Source organism: Microbacterium sp. M28, from assembly GCF_025836995.1.
Taxonomy (GTDB): Bacteria; Actinomycetota; Actinomycetes; order Actinomycetales; family Microbacteriaceae; genus Microbacterium.
Window position 1 is genome coordinate 2,903,013 of the sequence record NZ_CP107546.1, and the last position, 14,940, is coordinate 2,917,952.

Here is a 14,940-nt window from a genome sequence, read left to right on the forward strand (position 1 = left end):
TCTCCTGGTGGTCGACGGTGCGACCTCGATGCCGCACCGTCGCTCACGGTAGTGCGAACCGGGGACGGCGCAACAGAGACGAATGTCTACACTCGCTCCGGCGTGTGCAACCGGTCCAGGTACCGGTCGGCCCGCGGCGGGGCGCCCCTCGGATCGAGCAGCGAGACGGTCACGGCGACGGCGGTCGCGAGCGGGATCGTCCACGCCGCGGGCTGCGCGAGGAAGGGCGCCGCTGCGCCGACGCCGTTCACCGCGCCGTGCACGAGGAAGGCCAGAGCGCACGACACTCCGCCGGTGACCATGCCGGCGATCGCCCCGCGTGCCGTCAGCCGTCGCCACCACACGCCCAGGAGCACGATCGGAGACAGGCACGACGCCGCGAACACGAACACGACTCCGACGCTGGAGCCGAGCCCGGCGGGGATCGTCATCAGCGCGAACACCAGCGGCACCGCGCTGCACAGCACCGCCGAGAGCCGGAACGAGCGCACGGATCCGGAGAAGAGGTCCTGGCTCACGACGCCGGCCAACGACACGACCAGACCGGCCGACGTCGCGAGGAACGCCGCGAAAGCCCCGGCGACGATGAGCGCGGTGAGCAGCTCTCCGACGATGCCCGGCAGCACCCGCGAAGGCAGCACGAGCGCGACGGTGTCGGCGACACCAGGGCGCGCCAGGTCGGGTGCGGCGATCCGCGCCAGCAGCCCCATGGCGCTGGAGACCGCGTAGAACGCGCTCACCATCATGATCACGAGGACGGTCGTCTGCCGCGCCGAGACACCGGTCGGGCTCGTGTAGAAGCGCACCAGCACGTGCGGCAGCCCCATCGTTCCCAGCAGCAGCGCGACCATCAGCGACACGGTCTCATAGGCATCCAGCCCGGCGGGGCCGTCCTCGGCGGGGAAGATCGTCGCCGGGTCGATCTCGTGCGGCCCGCCGGTCAGGGCGAAGGCGATCACGAACACCGGGATGAGGAGAGCCGCGAGTTTGAGCCAGTACTGGAACGCCTGCACGTACGTGATCGCGCGCATGCCGCCGGCGGCGACGGATGCCGCGACCAGCACCGCGATCGCCACTTCGCCGACCCACTGCGGAAGCCCGGCGACGACGACCAGCGTGATGCCGGCGCCGTGCAGCTGCGGCACGATGTAGAGCCAGCCGATGATCAGGACGGCGAGACTCGTGACGCGCCGCGCCCGCCGCGATTCCAGCCGCGCCTCGACGAAGTCCGGGATCGTGTAGGCGCCGCTCCGGCGCAGCGGCGCCGCGGCGAAGACGAGCACGAGCAGGTAGCCGGCCGCGTAGCCGATCGGGAACCAGAACCCGCGGGAGCCGTCGAGCAGCACCAGCCCGGACAGCCCGAGGAACGTCCCTGCGGAGAGGTACTCGCCGCTGATCGCCGACGCGTTCCACACGGGTCGCACCGTGCGCGACGCCACGAAGAAGTCGCTCGTCGTGCGCGACACCCGCAGCCCGTACACGCCGATCAGCAGCGTCGCGATCACGATGAAGGCGACGCCGACGAGGTCCAGGACCGGGTTCATCCGTGGTCCCGCAGGGTGCGATAGCGGTGCTCGTTGCGTGCCGCGCCTCTGGCGTACAGGATGCCGAAGACCACGATGATCGGATAGAACGCGAACGCGTGCAGCAGCCACGACAGCGGCAATCCGAAGAACACGATCTCATCGATCTCGGGAATCAGCGCGAGCACGAGCGTGAGCGCGGTTGCCACCACCACGAACCCGGCGACGGTGCCGAGCGCGAGTCGCAGCTGGCTGCGCCGCAGCGCACGGGCGTACACGGCATCCGCGTCGTCGGCCGTCGAACCCGGCAGCGCGATGCCACGGGTCGATGTCGTCCAGCGGGCCTGGCGCGACGGGGCGCTTCCGGTGACGCGCACGCGCCGCGGCTGATCCGTCTCATTCACCGCGTCGGCCCCTGACGCACCAGCGCCTCCCTGACCGCGGCCAGCAGCCGCCGGGACACGGGCAGCACGATCGCGCCGACGGAGACCGAGGGCTCGGCCCCGGAGAGCCGAGCCTCAGTGACGGCAGCGCCGGCGACCAGGTACGAGCGGTGCACGCGCAGGAACCCGGCATCCGCCCAGCGCTGTTCCAGCTCGGAGATCGGGACGCGGACGAGGTGTCCGGTGCCGTCGCCGGTGTGCAGGCGCGAATAGTCGCCCTGTGCCTGCACCCAGCGGACATCCGAGCGGTTCACGAAGCGGACGGACGCACCGACGGTCACCGGCAGCACTTCGTCGTCGGCTCGGGCCGCTGTGCCGCCCAGCTCGATCACGCGGTCGATGGCCCGGCGCAGCCGCTCGGTGCGCAGCGGCTTGAGCAGGTAGTCGGCGGCGCGCAGGTCGAAGGCGTCCACCGCGCGGGCGTCGTCAGCGGTGACGAAGACGATCGCCGGCGGCTCGGCGAGCGCCGACACAGCGCGGGCCAGATCCATCCCACCGAGGCCGGGCATGTGGATGTCGAGGAAGGCGATCGCGACGGCGCGCTCCGACAGCAGAGCGAGGGCCTGCGCGCCGGACGATGCGGTCAGGATCTCGCCGATCCTGACGTCAGCGCGCAGCAGGTGCACGATCTCGTCGAGCGCCGGACGCTCGTCGTCCGCGACGAGCACGTCGATCATGGGCTCACCCCGATTCCAGATCGTGCAGGGGTTGCGACTTCGGGATCCGCATCCGCACCAGGGTACCCGCGCCGATGTTGGTCTCGACGACCAGTTCGCCGTCCGGTCCGTACAGCTGACGCAGCCGGGTGTCGACGTTGCGCAGACCGACGTGAGCGCCGTCGTCCGCGGAGTCCAGGAGCGCTCGCAGCTCCTGCGGATCCATCCCGACGCCGTCGTCCTCGACCGTGATCTCGGTGTGCGTCGTCGCGTCGTCGGCGAAGATGCGGATCGTGCCGCCGCCCTCCCCCGGCTCCAGCCCGTGTCGCACCGCGTTCTCCACGAGCGGCTGGACGGACAGGAACGGGATGACGGTGGCAAGCGTCTCCGGCGCGATGCGAAGCGTCACCTCGAGCCGGTCGCCGAACCGCGCCCGCTCGAGCGTCAGGTAGTGGTGGATGCTGCCGAGCTCCTCGGCGACGGTCGTGAACTCGCCCTGTCTGCGGAAGGAGTACCGCGTGAAGTCGGCGAAGTCGAGCACGAGGTCGCGGGCGCGGTCGGGGTCGGCGTGGATGAAGGATGCGATCGCGGTGAGCGCGTTGTAGATGAAGTGCGGCGAGATCTGCGCGCGCAGCGACCGCAGTTCGGCCTCCGCGAGGGCCGTGCGCGACGCATCGAGACCGCCGAGCTCGACCTGCGCGGCGCACCAGTCAGCGACCTCGGCCGCCGCCCGCACCAGAGCAGCCCGGACCGGTGCGGCGAAGGCGACCACGACGCCGATCACACGGCCGTCGACGACGATGGGAGCGCCCACCGCCTCGAGGTCGTCGTCGGCGTCGTCCCGTTTGGGGAACACCTGACGGCGACCTGTGTCGCGCACGCGGCGGGCGATCCGCACGGCGGCGGATTCGAGCCCGTCCGACGGCCCGTCGAACGCCACGGCGTCCGTGTCGTCCACCAGCGCGACCGCTGCGCTGCCGAGCAGCACGCGCAGGTGCCGGGCCGCGCGGGCGGCATCCGGAGAGGCCAGCCCTCCGCGCAGATGCCGAGCGGCGAGGCTCGCCTGGTGCAGCGCCTCATGCGCGGCGCGATCCGCGTCGCTGCCGAGATCCGCGCCGCCGCGGGCGAGCCGCCGGGCCAGCGCGAGCAGCACCGTGAGGAGGATGCCGGCGACGACGCCCAGGAGGGCGGCGAGGACGACGGCGTCGGTCATGCCCTCAGCCTAGATCCGGACCCGGTCAGCAGCAGCGGGCTCCTGGATTGCGATCCTGGTCGTCCATCTTCTGCCGCCAGAACTGCCGCTCGGACATCGGCTCCTCGTCCGGATGCAGACGACGCTGATGGGCGACGTACGTCGCGTAGGCGCTGTCGCCCATCAGGTTCGTGACATACCAGCGGATGCCGCGCCGGGCCCGGCCGATGAACGCGATGATCGCGCGCATCGGGCCGGTCGCGGCATCCGCTCGTGTCGTCATGTCGACCATGTCAGTGACGTGCCTTCGCGCGCTCTTCGGCGAGGATCGGCTCCCACTTCTTCTCGAGTTCGCGCTCGGCGGCGGTCGGGATGAACCCGGCCGGTGCGTAGCGGCGCGATGCCACCGGGGCGTCCTCGGTGTTCTCGCCTCCGCCGTTCACGATCGCCCTGATCGTCGTGATGATCGCCACCACCATGACGATGATGGTCAGCACCACGAAGATGATCGACAGCGTGCCCTGCACCGCGGTGTTGCGGATCACGGCATCCACGACCTCCGGAGCTCCGAGCGCGTCATCACCGGCGTCGCGCGCGGCGACGTACTTGAAGTGGTTCGCCCAGTATCCGATCGCCGGGACCGGCGAGAAGATCTTGTACATCGACGCCGTGATCGTGACCACAGCGGTGAAGGCGAGCGGCAGCGCGATGATCCACAGCCACTTCACGTAGCTCTTGCCCCGCTTGGCCACGATCGCCAGCACCACGGCGAGCGCGATCGCCGCCAGGAGCTGGTTGGCGATGCCGAACAGCGGGAAGAACGTGTTGATGCCGCCGAGCGGATCGGTCACGCCGAGGATGAGGATCCATCCCCAGCCGGCGACCATGATCGCCGTGCAGATCCAGACACCGGGGCGCCAGGAGACGTCACGGAACTTCGGGACCCAGGCGCCGATCGTGTCCTGCAGCATGAAGCGGGCGACGCGCGTTCCAGCGTCCACCGCCGTCAGGATGAACAGCGCCTCGAACATGATCGCGAAGTGGTACCAGAACGCCATGAGCGCCTCGCCACCGAGAGCCTGCTGCATGATCGTCGCGAGACCCAGTGCGAGCGTGGGCGCCCCACCGGTGCGCGACACGACCGATTCCTCACCGACCGCCGCCGCCGTGTTCGTCAGGACCTCCGGCGTGATGTTCACCCCGGTGAGGCCGAGCGAGTTCACGAACGCGACGGCACCCTCGACCGTCCCGCCTGTCAGCGCGGCCGGGGCGTTCATCGCGAAGTAGATGCCCTGGTCGATCGAGATCGCGGCGACGAGCGCCATGATCGCGACGAAGGATTCCATCAGCATCCCGCCGTAGCCGATGAAGCGGGTCTGCCGCTCCTTCTCCACGAGCTTCGGCGTCGTGCCGGAGGAGATCAGCGCATGGAAGCCGGACAGGGCTCCGCACGCGATCGTGACGAAGAGGAACGGGAACAGGGGACCCGCGAACACCGGCCCCATGCCGTTCTCGCCGAAGATCGACACCGCGGGGACCGTGATCTCGGGCCGCACGAGGATGATCGCGCCGGCGAGCATGACGATCACACCGATCTTCATGAACGTCGACAGGTAGTCACGCGGGGCGAGCAGCAGCCACACGGGCAGGATCGCGGCGATGAAGCCGTAGATGATGATGCCCCAGGCGATCACCTCGCGGTCGAGGTGGAACATCGCGACGCCCCAGTCGGTGCTCGCGACCCACCCGCCGGCGATGATCGCACCGAGCAGCAGCACGAAGCCGATGATCGACACCTCTGTGACCTTGCCAGGGCGCAGGAAGCGCAGATAGACGCCCATGAACAGGGCGATCGGGATGGTCATCGCCACCGAGAAGACACCCCACGGGCTCTCGCCGAGGGCGTTGACGACGACGAGCGCGAGGATCGCGACGATGATCAGCATGATCAGCAGCGAGGCGATGATGGCGGCCGATCCGCCGATCTTGCCGAGCTCCTGGCGCGCCATCTGGCCGATCGTGCGTCCACCGCGGCGCATCGAGAAGAACAGCACGGTGTAGTCCTGGACGGCGCCGGCGAGCACGACGCCGACGATGATCCAGATCGTGCCGGGGAGATATCCCATCTGCGCGGCGAGGACCGGCCCGACCAGGGGCCCGGCACCGGCGATCGCGGCGAAGTGGTGTCCGTACAGAACGCGACGGTCGGTGGGGACGTAGTCCTTGCCGTCCTGCCTCACCTCGGCCGGTGTCGCCCGCTTGTCGTTGGGTCGCGTGATGTAGCGCTCGATGACCTTCGAGTAGAAGCGGTAACCGATGAAGTAGGTGCAGACCGCGGCGAACACGAACCAGATCGCGTTGACGGTCTCGCCGCGGACGATCGCGAGCATGACCCAGGCGACGCCGCCGAGCAGCGCGATGGCGGACCACAGCACGATCTTGGGCCAGGTCCAGCGGGACGTCTTCGCGTCCTGCTCCTCGGTGAGCGAGACCGGGGGAAGGGATGGATCGGTGATGATGTCGGGTTCGTCGTCGACGACGCCCGCGCCGCGCGTGTGCGGCTGGGATGCAGACATGGTTCTCCTCTGGGTGCGCGTCTTTGCGTGACCCCACGTTAGGAACACCGCGGATGACGCGTGCGCCCCACCAGGCACCCGTGCGACGAGCGGCGCCGCCGAGTCGACGAGCGGCGCCCGGCGACCGGTGCGCAGATAGGCTGGATCGGTGCCGACGAGTCCTCCCCTGCCCACGCGCGTGCTGCTCGTCTGCGCCGCGATCGGGGTCGCGACGGGAATCCTCGGCGGAGTGGCCGGCCTCATCACCCCGGTGGTGCTCATCGCCGCGCCATGGGCGTACGGTCTCATCCTCGGCTCGCACGTGCTCCCCGGCATCATCGCGCAGGAGGTGCTGCGCCGCCCGTTCGTCGCCCTCATCACGCATGTCTTCGCGGCACTGATCTCCAGCGCGTTCGCCCCGATGTGGACCCTGCGCTTCCTCGGCACCGCACTGCTGTTCGGCGCGATCCAGGAGGGCATCGCCGCACTGACCCGGTATCGGGCGTGGGGCGCCTGGCGGTTCTTCATCTCCGCCGGAGTGATCGGCGTCTTCGTCGCGGTCATCGTGTTCTTCGCCGCCGATATGGGCTCGCTCGACCCGTGGGCGCAGATCATGTATCTCGTCATCAGCGTGCTGGGCCCGGTGGCGTGGACCGCCGTGGGCCTCTCGATCGGAACGGCACTGCGCCGGGCGGGCATCGCCAGACCCCGATGACGGAGGTGCAAGTCAGGTAAGGCTCGGCTAAGTTAGAGGAATACCGACCGCCTACCCCGGGGTTCATCCGTGCGCACATCCGCACCCCTGCTTCGCGTGCGTGACCTCTCGCTCACCCACGTCGGTGCCGCGCACGCCTCGCCGCAGGATCTCTCGTTCGACCTCGCGCCGGGTGAGGTCGTTCTGGTCCTCGGGCCGAGCGGATCGGGGAAGTCGACCCTCGCGCTCGCGCTGAACGGCCTCATCCCGCAATCGGTCCCGGCCGACGCCACCGGCTCCGTCGAGGTGAACGGCCGCAGCACGGCGAGCACCCCGGTGGCCGAGCTCAGCACGGACGTCGCCATGGTGTTCCAGGACCCGGATGCCCAACTCGTCACCGGAACCCTGCTCGACGAGGTGGCCTTCGCTCTGGAGAACCTGCTGCTGCCGGTGCCCGAGGTCCTCTCGCGGGCAGGGGCCGCGCTGCGCCGCGTCGGCCTGTGGAGTCGCCGCGACTGGAACCCCGATCGGCTCTCGGGCGGCGGACGCCAACGGCTCGCGATCGCGTGCGCGCTCGCGATGGGATCCGAGCTGATCGTGCTCGACGAACCGACCGCGAACCTCGACCCCCAGGGGATCGACGACGTGTACGACGCGCTCGGCGACCTCGTCTCGGAGCGCGACCGCGCCGTCGTGCTGGTCGAGCACAATCTGGACGCCGCGATGCGCTTCGCGACCCGCGTGCTCGTCCTGGACCGCGACGGCCGACTGGCCTTCGACGGCCCGGTCCAGGAGATCCTGCGCGAGCACACGGACGAGCTGGTCGCGATGGGCGTCTGGCTCCCGGCCGCGGCGTTGGCGGGGCGGATGCTGCGGGCACGCGGCATCCTGCTCGAGGAGGTGCCCCTGCCGCTGACCCCGGAGGAGCTCGCCCGTGCGCTGGGCGACGGCGCCCTCCCTCGCCCGTCGAACGAGGGAACGGGTGCTCGCTCAACGAACGAGGAGCGGGACGCTCGCTCAACGAACGAGGAGCGGGCGGGCGAGAGCGCGCTCATCCGGGCGCGCGGGCTCACGGTCCGGCGCGGGAGAGCCGAGATCCTGCACGGCGTCGACCTCGACATCCCGGCTGGCTCGCTCACCGCGATCGTGGGCGCGAACGGGGCGGGCAAGACCACGCTCATCCAGGCTCTGGCGGGAGTCGTTCCTCCCCCGAGACGGCAGGTCGACGTCGACGGGCTCGACCCGGCGACGGCATCCCCCCGTGAGCTCGCCGGACGCATCGGCTTCGTGTTCCAGAACCCCGAGCACCAGTTCATCGCGCACACCGTTTTCGACGAACTCGCGCACGGGCTCCGCCTGCAGCGTGCCGACGAAGCCGAGATCTCCGCACGGGTCGGCGAGATGCTCGAACGCTTCGGCCTCGAGCGCAAGGCGGATGTGCATCCGTTCCTGCTCTCCGGCGGCGAGAAGCGACGCCTTTCCGTCGGGACCGCGCTCATCACGCGTCCGCGCGTGCTCGCCCTCGATGAGCCGACGTTCGGCCAGGACAGAGCCCGGGCTGCCGAGCTGCTGGGCCTGCTCGCCGAGCTCCGCGACCGCGGGACCACGATCGTCATCGTGACGCACGATCTGCAGCTCGTCGCCGATCGCACCACGCACACCGTGATCCTCGCCGACGGCCGCGTGCACGCCGCCGGACGAACGGCGGACCTGTTCGCGGCCGACGGCGTCTTCGAGTCCGCCGGCCTGCGGCTGCCCGCACTGCACCGAGCGCTACCGGCGCACCTGCGGCGCCTCGTCGCCGAGGGTGTCCGATGACGATCACCGCCCCCACGCGCACGGTCGATCCGTACGCGGCGACGACCCCGGCATCCGCTCGGCACTTCCTGCACCGTCTGAATCCGCTTTCCAAGGTCGCGGGCGCGCTGCCGGCGATGCTGCTGCTCGTGTTCGTCCGCGATCTGGCGACGCCTGCGGCCTTCCTGATCCTCGGCTACGCCCTCATCCTCACCGGCGCCCGCCTGACCCGCCGCAGCGTCCTGCTGCTGTTCGCCGCCGTCCCGCTGGGGCTGCTCGCGATCGGCGTGGGGTTCTCCCTCTGGGTGGATCCGGGACTGGTCGACGCGACGGCACCCGTGCTGCGGATCGGCGACTGGATCCTGTACACCGGAGCGCTGGAGATCGGCTTCGCGACGGCGCTTCGGCTCGGAAGCATCCTCGCGCTCGCGCTGATCGGCGGCCTCACGACGACCGGCCCCGATCTCGTGCGCGCGAGCATCCAGCAGCTGCACGTCCCCTACCGGATCGGGTACACGGCGCTGGCCGCCTACCGGTTCGTCCCGCGGTTCGGGCACGAGCTGGCCGTCATCCGCGCGGCGCATCGCGTGCGCGGGCACCACGGCGGTCGCGGGCCCTTCGCCCGCATCGCACGCGGCTGGGGATACATCGTCCCGCTGCTCGCCGGAGCGATCCGGCACGCCGAGCGCGTTGCCCTCGCGATGGACTCGCGCGCGTTCGGCGCGCATCCGACCCGCACCGAGCGGCACATCGTGCCGTTCCGCGTGCGCGACACGATCTTCATCATCGCGTTCATCGCGGCATCCGCTGCGATCTTCGCCGTGACCTTTCCCTGGCAGCTGAACTGAGAGGAACCCATGGCCTACTCCAAGATGGTCAAGCCCGCGTCCGCGGAGCTCACGCACCTGACCGTGCTGCGCAGCGAACGACTCGCCCCGCACTGGATCCGCGTGACGTTCGGCGGCGGCGAGATCGACCGATTCCAGCCGATGGGCTACGACCAATGGTTCCGGCTGTTCCTGCCGATCGGCGGCGAAGCAGGTCTCGAGCGCGTCCCCGCGAAGGCCAACAAGACGCTGGGGTACCTGAAGTTCCTCCGCATCCCGGACGGCGAGCGCCCCGTGATGCGCAACTACACCGTCCGCGCCTTCCGCCCCGCGACGGGCGAGTCGGATGCCGAGCTCGACGTCGACTTCGTGCTGCACGGCTCGGCGGCTGATGGCACGGCCGGACCCGCCTCGCGCTGGGCGGAGACCTGCCGGCCGGGCGAGCACGTGCTGATCATCGATGAGGGCCTCGCCTTCAACCCGCAGCGCGGAACCGACCGCGTGGTGCTCGTCGGCGACGAGACCGCGCTGCCCGCGATCGCCGGTATCAGCGCCTCGCTGCCGGCTTCGGCGACCGGCACGGCGATCATCGAGGTGCCGTCGGAGGAGGACGCGCTCGAGTTCCCGCATCCGGCTGGTCTCGATGTGGTGTGGATCGTGCGTCCGCACGACGCGCTTCCCGGCGCGCTCGCCCTCGCACGGCTGCGCGACACCGACCTCCCCGAGGTGCCGTTCCACGCGTACGGTGCCGGAGAGCAGGCGCTCGCGTCGGGTGTGCGCAAGCAGCTCGTGTCCGAGCGCGGGGTCGACAAGAACCAGGTGAGCTTCTGCGGGTACTGGAAAGTCGGAGCCGCGTCCCCGGCATCCAAGGCCGCCCGCGAGACCGCCGCGGAGCCGCTGGTATGAGCGCGGGGAACGCGGTTCCTCCCGTCGCCAAGAGGAGATTCCCGACAGCGCTGCTGCTCACGTGCGCGGCGCTGGGTGTGGCGGGCGGGCTTCTGCTCGCCCCCGCGAACTGGTTGTCGACGCTGCTCAGCGGACCGGCGCCGTTCGCGAGCATGGCGCTCTCGGGCCTGTGGATCCTGCCCTCGGTCATCGCGTTGCGCCTGCTGCAGCGTCCGTTCGTCGGCCTGCTGGTGGGGCTGATCGCGGGTCTCGTGCTCGTCCCGTTCTCGGGCTACGGGTTCTCCGCGGTGCTGACGAACGTGATGTGGGCGCTTCCGGCCGAGCTGCCGTTCCTGCTGGTGCTGTACCGGTACTGGGGAACGTGGATGCACTACATCGGCGCCCTGATCATCGGCGTGGCGTATCCGGTGTCCGCGTGGGCCTGGTTCAACCTCGGGGCGATGACGGTCTGGGCGCAGATCGCGTTCTTCGCCATCACGATCGTGAGCTGCGTCGCCGCGACCGCCCTCGGCATCCTGATCGCCGACCGGCTGAGGGCCGCCGGCGTGGGCCGGCGGCGCTGAGCATTCCCCGTTCAGAGGGAAGAAGGGAAATGCCGGTCCTGGAGTTCCGGAACCGGCATTTTCCTTCGTTGTGGAGCATCCGACACGAAGACTGCACTCAGCGCAGCTTCTTGCGGTAGACCGCGATGGCGCCGAAGTAGGCGACGACCAGGATGCCCACGAGCCAGGCCAGCGCGACCCAGATGTCGGATCCGACCGGCTGTTCGGCGAACAGCGCGCGGATCGTGTTCACGATCGAGGTGACCGGCTGGTTCTCCGCGAACCAGGCCACCGGTCCCGGCATCGTGTCCGTCGGCACGAACGCCGAACTGATGAACGGCAGGAAGATCAGCGGGTAGCTGAACGCGCTCGCCCCGTCCACGGTCTTCGCCGACAGTCCGGCGATCACGGCGACCCAGGTCAGTGCCAGGGTGAACAGGATGAGGATGCCTGCGACGGCCAGCCACGCCCCGAACGAGGCGCCGGTGCGGAAGCCCATCAGCAGCGCGACGCCGATGACGATGGCGATCGAGACGATGTTCGACACCAGGGACGTGAACACGTGCGCCCAGAGCACGCTGGACCGCCCGATCGGCATCGACTGGAACCGCTCGAAGATGCCGCCCTGCATGTCGAGGAACAGCCGGTACGCCGTGTAGGCGATGCCGGATGCGACCGTGATCAGCAGGATGCCGGGGAGCATGTAGTTGATGTAGGACTCGTCGGTGCCGGTGTTGATGGCACCGCCGAAGACGTACGTGAACAACAGCATCAGGGCGACGGGCGTGACCGCCGTCGTGATGATGGTGTCCGGGCTGCGCAGGATGTGCCGCAGCGAGCGACCGGTGAGCACACCGGTGTCTGCGAGAGCGTGCGAGGTCATGATGCGGTCCCTTCCGTGTTGGCGTCCTCGCCGACGAGGGCGAGGAAGACCTCTTCGAGCGTGGGCTGCTTCTCGATGTACTCGACCTTCGCTGCGGGAAGCAGGCGCTTGAGTTCGTCGAGAGTGCCGTTCTGGATGATGGTCCCCCGGTGGAGGATGGCGATGCGGTCGGCGAGCTGCTCGGCCTCGTCGAGGTACTGGGTGGTGAGCAGAACCGTCGTGCCGTTCTTCGCGAGCTGACGGACCGTGTCCCACACCTCGATGCGCGACTGCGGGTCAAGACCCGTGGTCGGCTCGTCGAGGAAGATGATCGGCGGGTTGCCCACGAGGCTCATGGCGATGTCGAGCCGACGGCGCATGCCGCCGGAGTACTCCCCCGCCTTGCGCCCACCGGCATCCGTCAGCGAGAAGCGGGCGAGCATGTCGTCCGCGATGGCTCCCGCGTTCTTCAGGTGGCGGAGCTTCGCGATCAGCACGAGGTTCTCCCGTCCGGTGAGCACCTCGTCGACCGCGGCGAACTGCCCGGTCAGGCTGATCGACTCCCGCACCTCGTTCGGTGCCGACGCGACGTCGAAGCCGTGGACGGATGCCGTGCCGGCATCCGACTTCAGCAGCGTCGACAGGATGCGGACCACTGTCGTCTTGCCGGCTCCGTTCGAGCCCAGCAGGGCGAAGATGCTGCCCCGCGCGACGTCGAAGTCGACGCCGCGGAGCACCTCGAGATCCTTGAAGGACTTGCGGATGCCGCGGACCTGGATGGCTGCGGTGGTCATGAGCGGTTCGCCTTTCCGATGGCTTCGTCGAACGCCTTGGTCAGACGCGCGCGCTCCTTGTCGATCCATTCCTTGCCCTGGTAGGACTTGGCGAAGGTCTCGGTGAAGTCCACCGGGTCGTCGCCGATGATGTCCTGCACCGGGGTGCCGTCGACGGCGGCGCGCTCCCAGAGGTCGACGAGATCCGTGAACATCTGGGTGATGGTGTCGCCGTTGGTGATGCCGCCGTAGTACATGAAGTACCGGTGCATCGCGCTGGCCGCTGTGCGATAGGGCTCGGGGAGAGCCTCCATGCGGGCCTTGTCCTCCTTGTACTGCTTCTTCTGCTCGAGCGATCCGGTGATCGTTTCGATCCACTTGGCTGCCATGTCAAACTCCCTTGTCAGTACTGCTGTTGCTGATGTCCGTGTGGCGGAGCTGGTCGATGCGCTCTGCGAGGAAGCTCCATGTCCTCCAGAACTCGGCGAGCTGCTCTCGACCCTGCGCGTTGATCGAGTACACCTTGCGCGGCGGGCCCTTCTCGGACGGGACCTTCTCCACGTCCACCAGGCCCTTCTGTTCGATGCGGACGAGCAGCGCGTAGACGGTGCCCTCCGCGATGTCCGCGAATCCCTGGTCCCGCAACCGCGCCGTGATCTCGTATCCGTACGCGGCCTGCTCGGCCAGGATCGCGAGCACGATGCCCTCGAGCGAGCCCTTGAGCATCTCGGTCATCTGGTTTGCCATGCGATCACCTCCGATCTACTCTGTGTCGCTGACTACCAGTACAAAGTAACACTGAGTACCGGTACTTGGCAACACTGAATAGCAAAATCTTTTCGCAGGGTCCGCGAACGCGAGAACGCCCCGAGATCCGAAGATCTCGAGGCGTTCTCGTCAGGGGTTGTGCGTCAGCGCTTGCCGACGATCTGGCGACCGACCAGGTCGCGCATGATCTCGTTCGTGCCGCCGTAGATGCGGTGCACGCGGGCGTCGGTGAAGGCGCGCGCGATCGAGTACTCCATGATGTAGCCGTATCCGCCGTGCAGCTGGACACCGCTGTCGAGCACCTCCCACTCGCGCTCGGTCGCCCAGAACTTGACCTTCGCGGCATCCTCGGCCGTCAGCGTGCCGTTCTTGTACGCGAGAAGCGCCCGGTCGATGTACGCCCACATCGCATCCGTGGTCGCGGCCATATCAGCCAGGCGGAAGCGGGTGTTCTGGAAGTCGGCGACGCGCTCGCCGAACGCTTCGCGGTCCTTCGTGTACGCGACGGTCCAGTCGAGGGCGGCCTGCGCGGCTGCGGCCGCGGCGACACCGATCGACAGGCGCTCGAGCGGCAGGTTCAGCATCAGCTGGATGAAGCCCTGCCCCTCCTTGCCGCTGATGAGGTTCTCGTCGGGGACGAAGACGTCCGTGAAGCTGAGCTCTGCCGTGTCCCAGCCGTGGAAGCCCATCTTGCTCAGCTTCTTGCCCTGATCGAAGCCCTCCATGCCCTTCTCCACCAGGAGCAGGCTGAACGCGTCGGGGCGGTTGCCCTCGCCGGTCTTGACGAACGTGACGACGACATCGGCCGTCGTTCCGGACGAGATGAACGTCTTCGCGCCGTTGAGGATGTACCCGCCGTCGACCTTCTTCGCGTTGGTCTTGATGCCGCGCAGGTCGCTGCCGGCACCGGGGTCGGTCATGGCGAGCGCGCCGAGCACCTCACCCGTGGCCATCCGCGGCAGCCACTTCTCCTTCTGCTCCTGCGTGCCCATGTGCACGAGGTACGGCACGGCCAGGTCGTCCTGGATGCCGAAGGCGCCGGCGAGGGATCCGGCACCGGCCGCGATGACCTCTTCCATCACGATCGTGCGGAACCGGTAGTCCTGCAGCATCCCCGCGCCGCCGAACTCCTCGGGGACGGACAGCCCGATGAGGCCTGCTTCACCGGCGGCGAGCATGGTGGGGCGGTCGATCTCACCCGCGGCATCCCACCGCTCGATGGCCTCATTCGAGACGTGCCGCTTCACGAAGTCCTTCACGAGATCGCGGAATGCCTCGTGGTCCTCGTCGTAGATGTCGCGTTCCATGCCGTCCTCCCGAACGTCGTCGTTACTGCCGCGATTCTATGCGGATGCCGGGCGCGAGAGGAGTCGATTGTGGGATGCGTTCCCACAATCGGTGG

The 14,940-nt window shown here is 69.0% G+C and carries 16 protein-coding genes; 5 read left to right on the forward strand and 11 right to left on the reverse strand.

Annotated features, from left to right (window positions below; translation table 11 throughout):
* Positions 1 to 86: 86 nt before the first annotated feature.
* From OED01_RS14045 to OED01_RS14070, 6 genes are read right to left on the reverse strand one after another with little or no spacing between them, the layout of a single operon-like run.
* Positions 87 to 1,544 (reverse strand): sodium/solute symporter, encoded by a 1,458-nt coding sequence (locus OED01_RS14045; RefSeq protein ID WP_264155904.1) that lies wholly within the window; start codon positions 1,542 to 1,544, stop codon positions 87 to 89.
* Positions 1,541 to 1,927 carry a heavy metal transporter gene (locus tag OED01_RS14050; RefSeq protein WP_264155905.1) on the reverse strand — a complete coding sequence of 129 codons (387 nt, stop codon included), beginning with the start codon at positions 1,925 to 1,927 and terminating at the stop codon, positions 1,541 to 1,543. The genes OED01_RS14045 and OED01_RS14050 overlap by 4 nt, the downstream gene beginning before the upstream one ends.
* Positions 1,924 to 2,643: a LytR/AlgR family response regulator transcription factor gene (locus tag OED01_RS14055; protein WP_264155906.1), complete on the reverse strand. Its 720-nt coding sequence runs from the start codon at positions 2,641 to 2,643 to the stop codon at positions 1,924 to 1,926. The genes OED01_RS14050 and OED01_RS14055 overlap by 4 nt, the downstream gene beginning before the upstream one ends.
* 4 nt (positions 2,644 to 2,647) lie before the next feature.
* Positions 2,648 to 3,835, reverse strand: a complete 1,188-nt coding sequence (locus tag OED01_RS14060) for a sensor histidine kinase (RefSeq protein WP_264155907.1) — start codon at positions 3,833 to 3,835, stop codon at positions 2,648 to 2,650.
* Positions 3,836 to 3,860: 25 nt separating this feature from the next.
* Positions 3,861 to 4,097: a YbdD/YjiX family protein gene (locus OED01_RS14065; protein ID WP_264155908.1), complete on the reverse strand. Its 237-nt coding sequence runs from the start codon at positions 4,095 to 4,097 to the stop codon at positions 3,861 to 3,863.
* 10 nt (positions 4,098 to 4,107) lie between these two features.
* Positions 4,108 to 6,390: a carbon starvation CstA family protein gene (locus tag OED01_RS14070; RefSeq protein ID WP_264155909.1), complete on the reverse strand. Its 2,283-nt coding sequence runs from the start codon at positions 6,388 to 6,390 to the stop codon at positions 4,108 to 4,110.
* 148 nt (positions 6,391 to 6,538) lie between these two features.
* Between OED01_RS14070 and OED01_RS14075 the strand changes: the two genes are divergently transcribed.
* The 5 genes from OED01_RS14075 to OED01_RS14095 all read left to right on the forward strand — a co-directional run bounded on the left by OED01_RS14075 (position 6,539) and on the right by OED01_RS14095 (position 11,156).
* A complete protein-coding gene (locus tag OED01_RS14075; protein ID WP_264155910.1) occupies positions 6,539 to 7,084 on the forward strand; it encodes an ECF transporter S component in 546 nt (181 codons plus the stop codon).
* Positions 7,085 to 7,153: 69 nt separating this feature from the next.
* Complete coding sequence (locus tag OED01_RS14080) at positions 7,154 to 8,881, forward strand: ABC transporter ATP-binding protein (protein WP_264155911.1); 1,728 nt, start codon at positions 7,154 to 7,156, stop codon at positions 8,879 to 8,881.
* Positions 8,878 to 9,708, forward strand: a complete 831-nt coding sequence (locus tag OED01_RS14085; RefSeq protein ID WP_264155912.1) for an energy-coupling factor transporter transmembrane component T family protein — start codon at positions 8,878 to 8,880, stop codon at positions 9,706 to 9,708. Before OED01_RS14080 ends, OED01_RS14085 begins: the two co-directional genes overlap by 4 nt.
* A gap of 9 nt (positions 9,709 to 9,717) precedes the next feature.
* The gene (locus tag OED01_RS14090; protein ID WP_264155913.1) at positions 9,718 to 10,593 is read left to right on the forward strand and encodes a siderophore-interacting protein; all 876 of its coding nucleotides are present in this window, start codon (positions 9,718 to 9,720) and stop codon (positions 10,591 to 10,593) included.
* Positions 10,590 to 11,156, forward strand: a complete 567-nt coding sequence (locus tag OED01_RS14095; RefSeq protein ID WP_264155914.1) for an ECF transporter S component — start codon at positions 10,590 to 10,592, stop codon at positions 11,154 to 11,156. The genes OED01_RS14090 and OED01_RS14095 overlap by 4 nt, the downstream gene beginning before the upstream one ends.
* A gap of 97 nt (positions 11,157 to 11,253) precedes the next feature.
* Here OED01_RS14095 and OED01_RS14100 read toward each other — a convergent pair whose 3' ends face one another.
* The 5 genes from OED01_RS14100 to OED01_RS14120 form a co-directional block, all read right to left on the reverse strand.
* Positions 11,254 to 12,018, reverse strand: coding sequence for an ABC transporter permease (locus OED01_RS14100; protein ID WP_264155915.1), 765 nt, complete (start codon positions 12,016 to 12,018; stop codon positions 11,254 to 11,256).
* Positions 12,015 to 12,791, reverse strand: a complete 777-nt coding sequence (locus OED01_RS14105) for an ABC transporter ATP-binding protein (RefSeq protein WP_264155916.1) — start codon at positions 12,789 to 12,791, stop codon at positions 12,015 to 12,017. The genes OED01_RS14100 and OED01_RS14105 overlap by 4 nt, the downstream gene beginning before the upstream one ends.
* Entirely contained in the window at positions 12,788 to 13,159 is a 372-nt protein-coding gene (locus OED01_RS14110; RefSeq protein WP_264155917.1) for a DUF1048 domain-containing protein, read from the reverse strand. Before OED01_RS14110 ends, OED01_RS14105 begins: the two co-directional genes overlap by 4 nt.
* Position 13,160: 1 nt before the next feature.
* A complete protein-coding gene (locus tag OED01_RS14115; RefSeq protein WP_264155918.1) occupies positions 13,161 to 13,517 on the reverse strand; it encodes a PadR family transcriptional regulator in 357 nt (118 codons plus the stop codon).
* 164 nt (positions 13,518 to 13,681) lie between these two features.
* Complete coding sequence (locus OED01_RS14120; protein ID WP_264155919.1) at positions 13,682 to 14,845, reverse strand: acyl-CoA dehydrogenase family protein; 1,164 nt, start codon at positions 14,843 to 14,845, stop codon at positions 13,682 to 13,684.
* Between the last annotated feature and the right edge of the window lie 95 nt (positions 14,846 to 14,940).

Bases quoted from the DNA above. Each gene is read 5' to 3' on its own strand.
- OED01_RS14045 (WP_264155904.1), bottom strand. From the start codon at position 1,544: ATGAACCCGGTCCTGGACCTCGTCGGCGTCGCCTTCATCGTGATCGCG.
- OED01_RS14055 (WP_264155906.1), bottom strand. From the start codon at position 2,643: ATGATCGACGTGCTCGTCGCGGACGACGAGCGTCCGGCGCTCGACGAG.
- OED01_RS14060 (WP_264155907.1), bottom strand. From the start codon at position 3,835: ATGACCGACGCCGTCGTCCTCGCCGCCCTCCTGGGCGTCGTCGCCGGC.
- OED01_RS14065 (WP_264155908.1), bottom strand. From the start codon at position 4,097: ATGACGACACGAGCGGATGCCGCGACCGGCCCGATGCGCGCGATCATC.
- OED01_RS14070 (WP_264155909.1), bottom strand. From the start codon at position 6,390: ATGTCTGCATCCCAGCCGCACACGCGCGGCGCGGGCGTCGTCGACGAC.
- OED01_RS14085 (WP_264155912.1), top strand. From the start codon at position 8,878: ATGACGATCACCGCCCCCACGCGCACGGTCGATCCGTACGCGGCGACG.
- OED01_RS14090 (WP_264155913.1), top strand. From the start codon at position 9,718: ATGGCCTACTCCAAGATGGTCAAGCCCGCGTCCGCGGAGCTCACGCAC.
- OED01_RS14095 (WP_264155914.1), top strand. From the start codon at position 10,590: ATGAGCGCGGGGAACGCGGTTCCTCCCGTCGCCAAGAGGAGATTCCCG.
- OED01_RS14100 (WP_264155915.1), bottom strand. From the start codon at position 12,018: ATGACCTCGCACGCTCTCGCAGACACCGGTGTGCTCACCGGTCGCTCG.
- OED01_RS14105 (WP_264155916.1), bottom strand. From the start codon at position 12,791: ATGACCACCGCAGCCATCCAGGTCCGCGGCATCCGCAAGTCCTTCAAG.
- OED01_RS14110 (WP_264155917.1), bottom strand. From the start codon at position 13,159: ATGGCAGCCAAGTGGATCGAAACGATCACCGGATCGCTCGAGCAGAAG.
- OED01_RS14115 (WP_264155918.1), bottom strand. From the start codon at position 13,517: ATGGCAAACCAGATGACCGAGATGCTCAAGGGCTCGCTCGAGGGCATC.
- OED01_RS14120 (WP_264155919.1), bottom strand. From the start codon at position 14,845: ATGGAACGCGACATCTACGACGAGGACCACGAGGCATTCCGCGATCTC.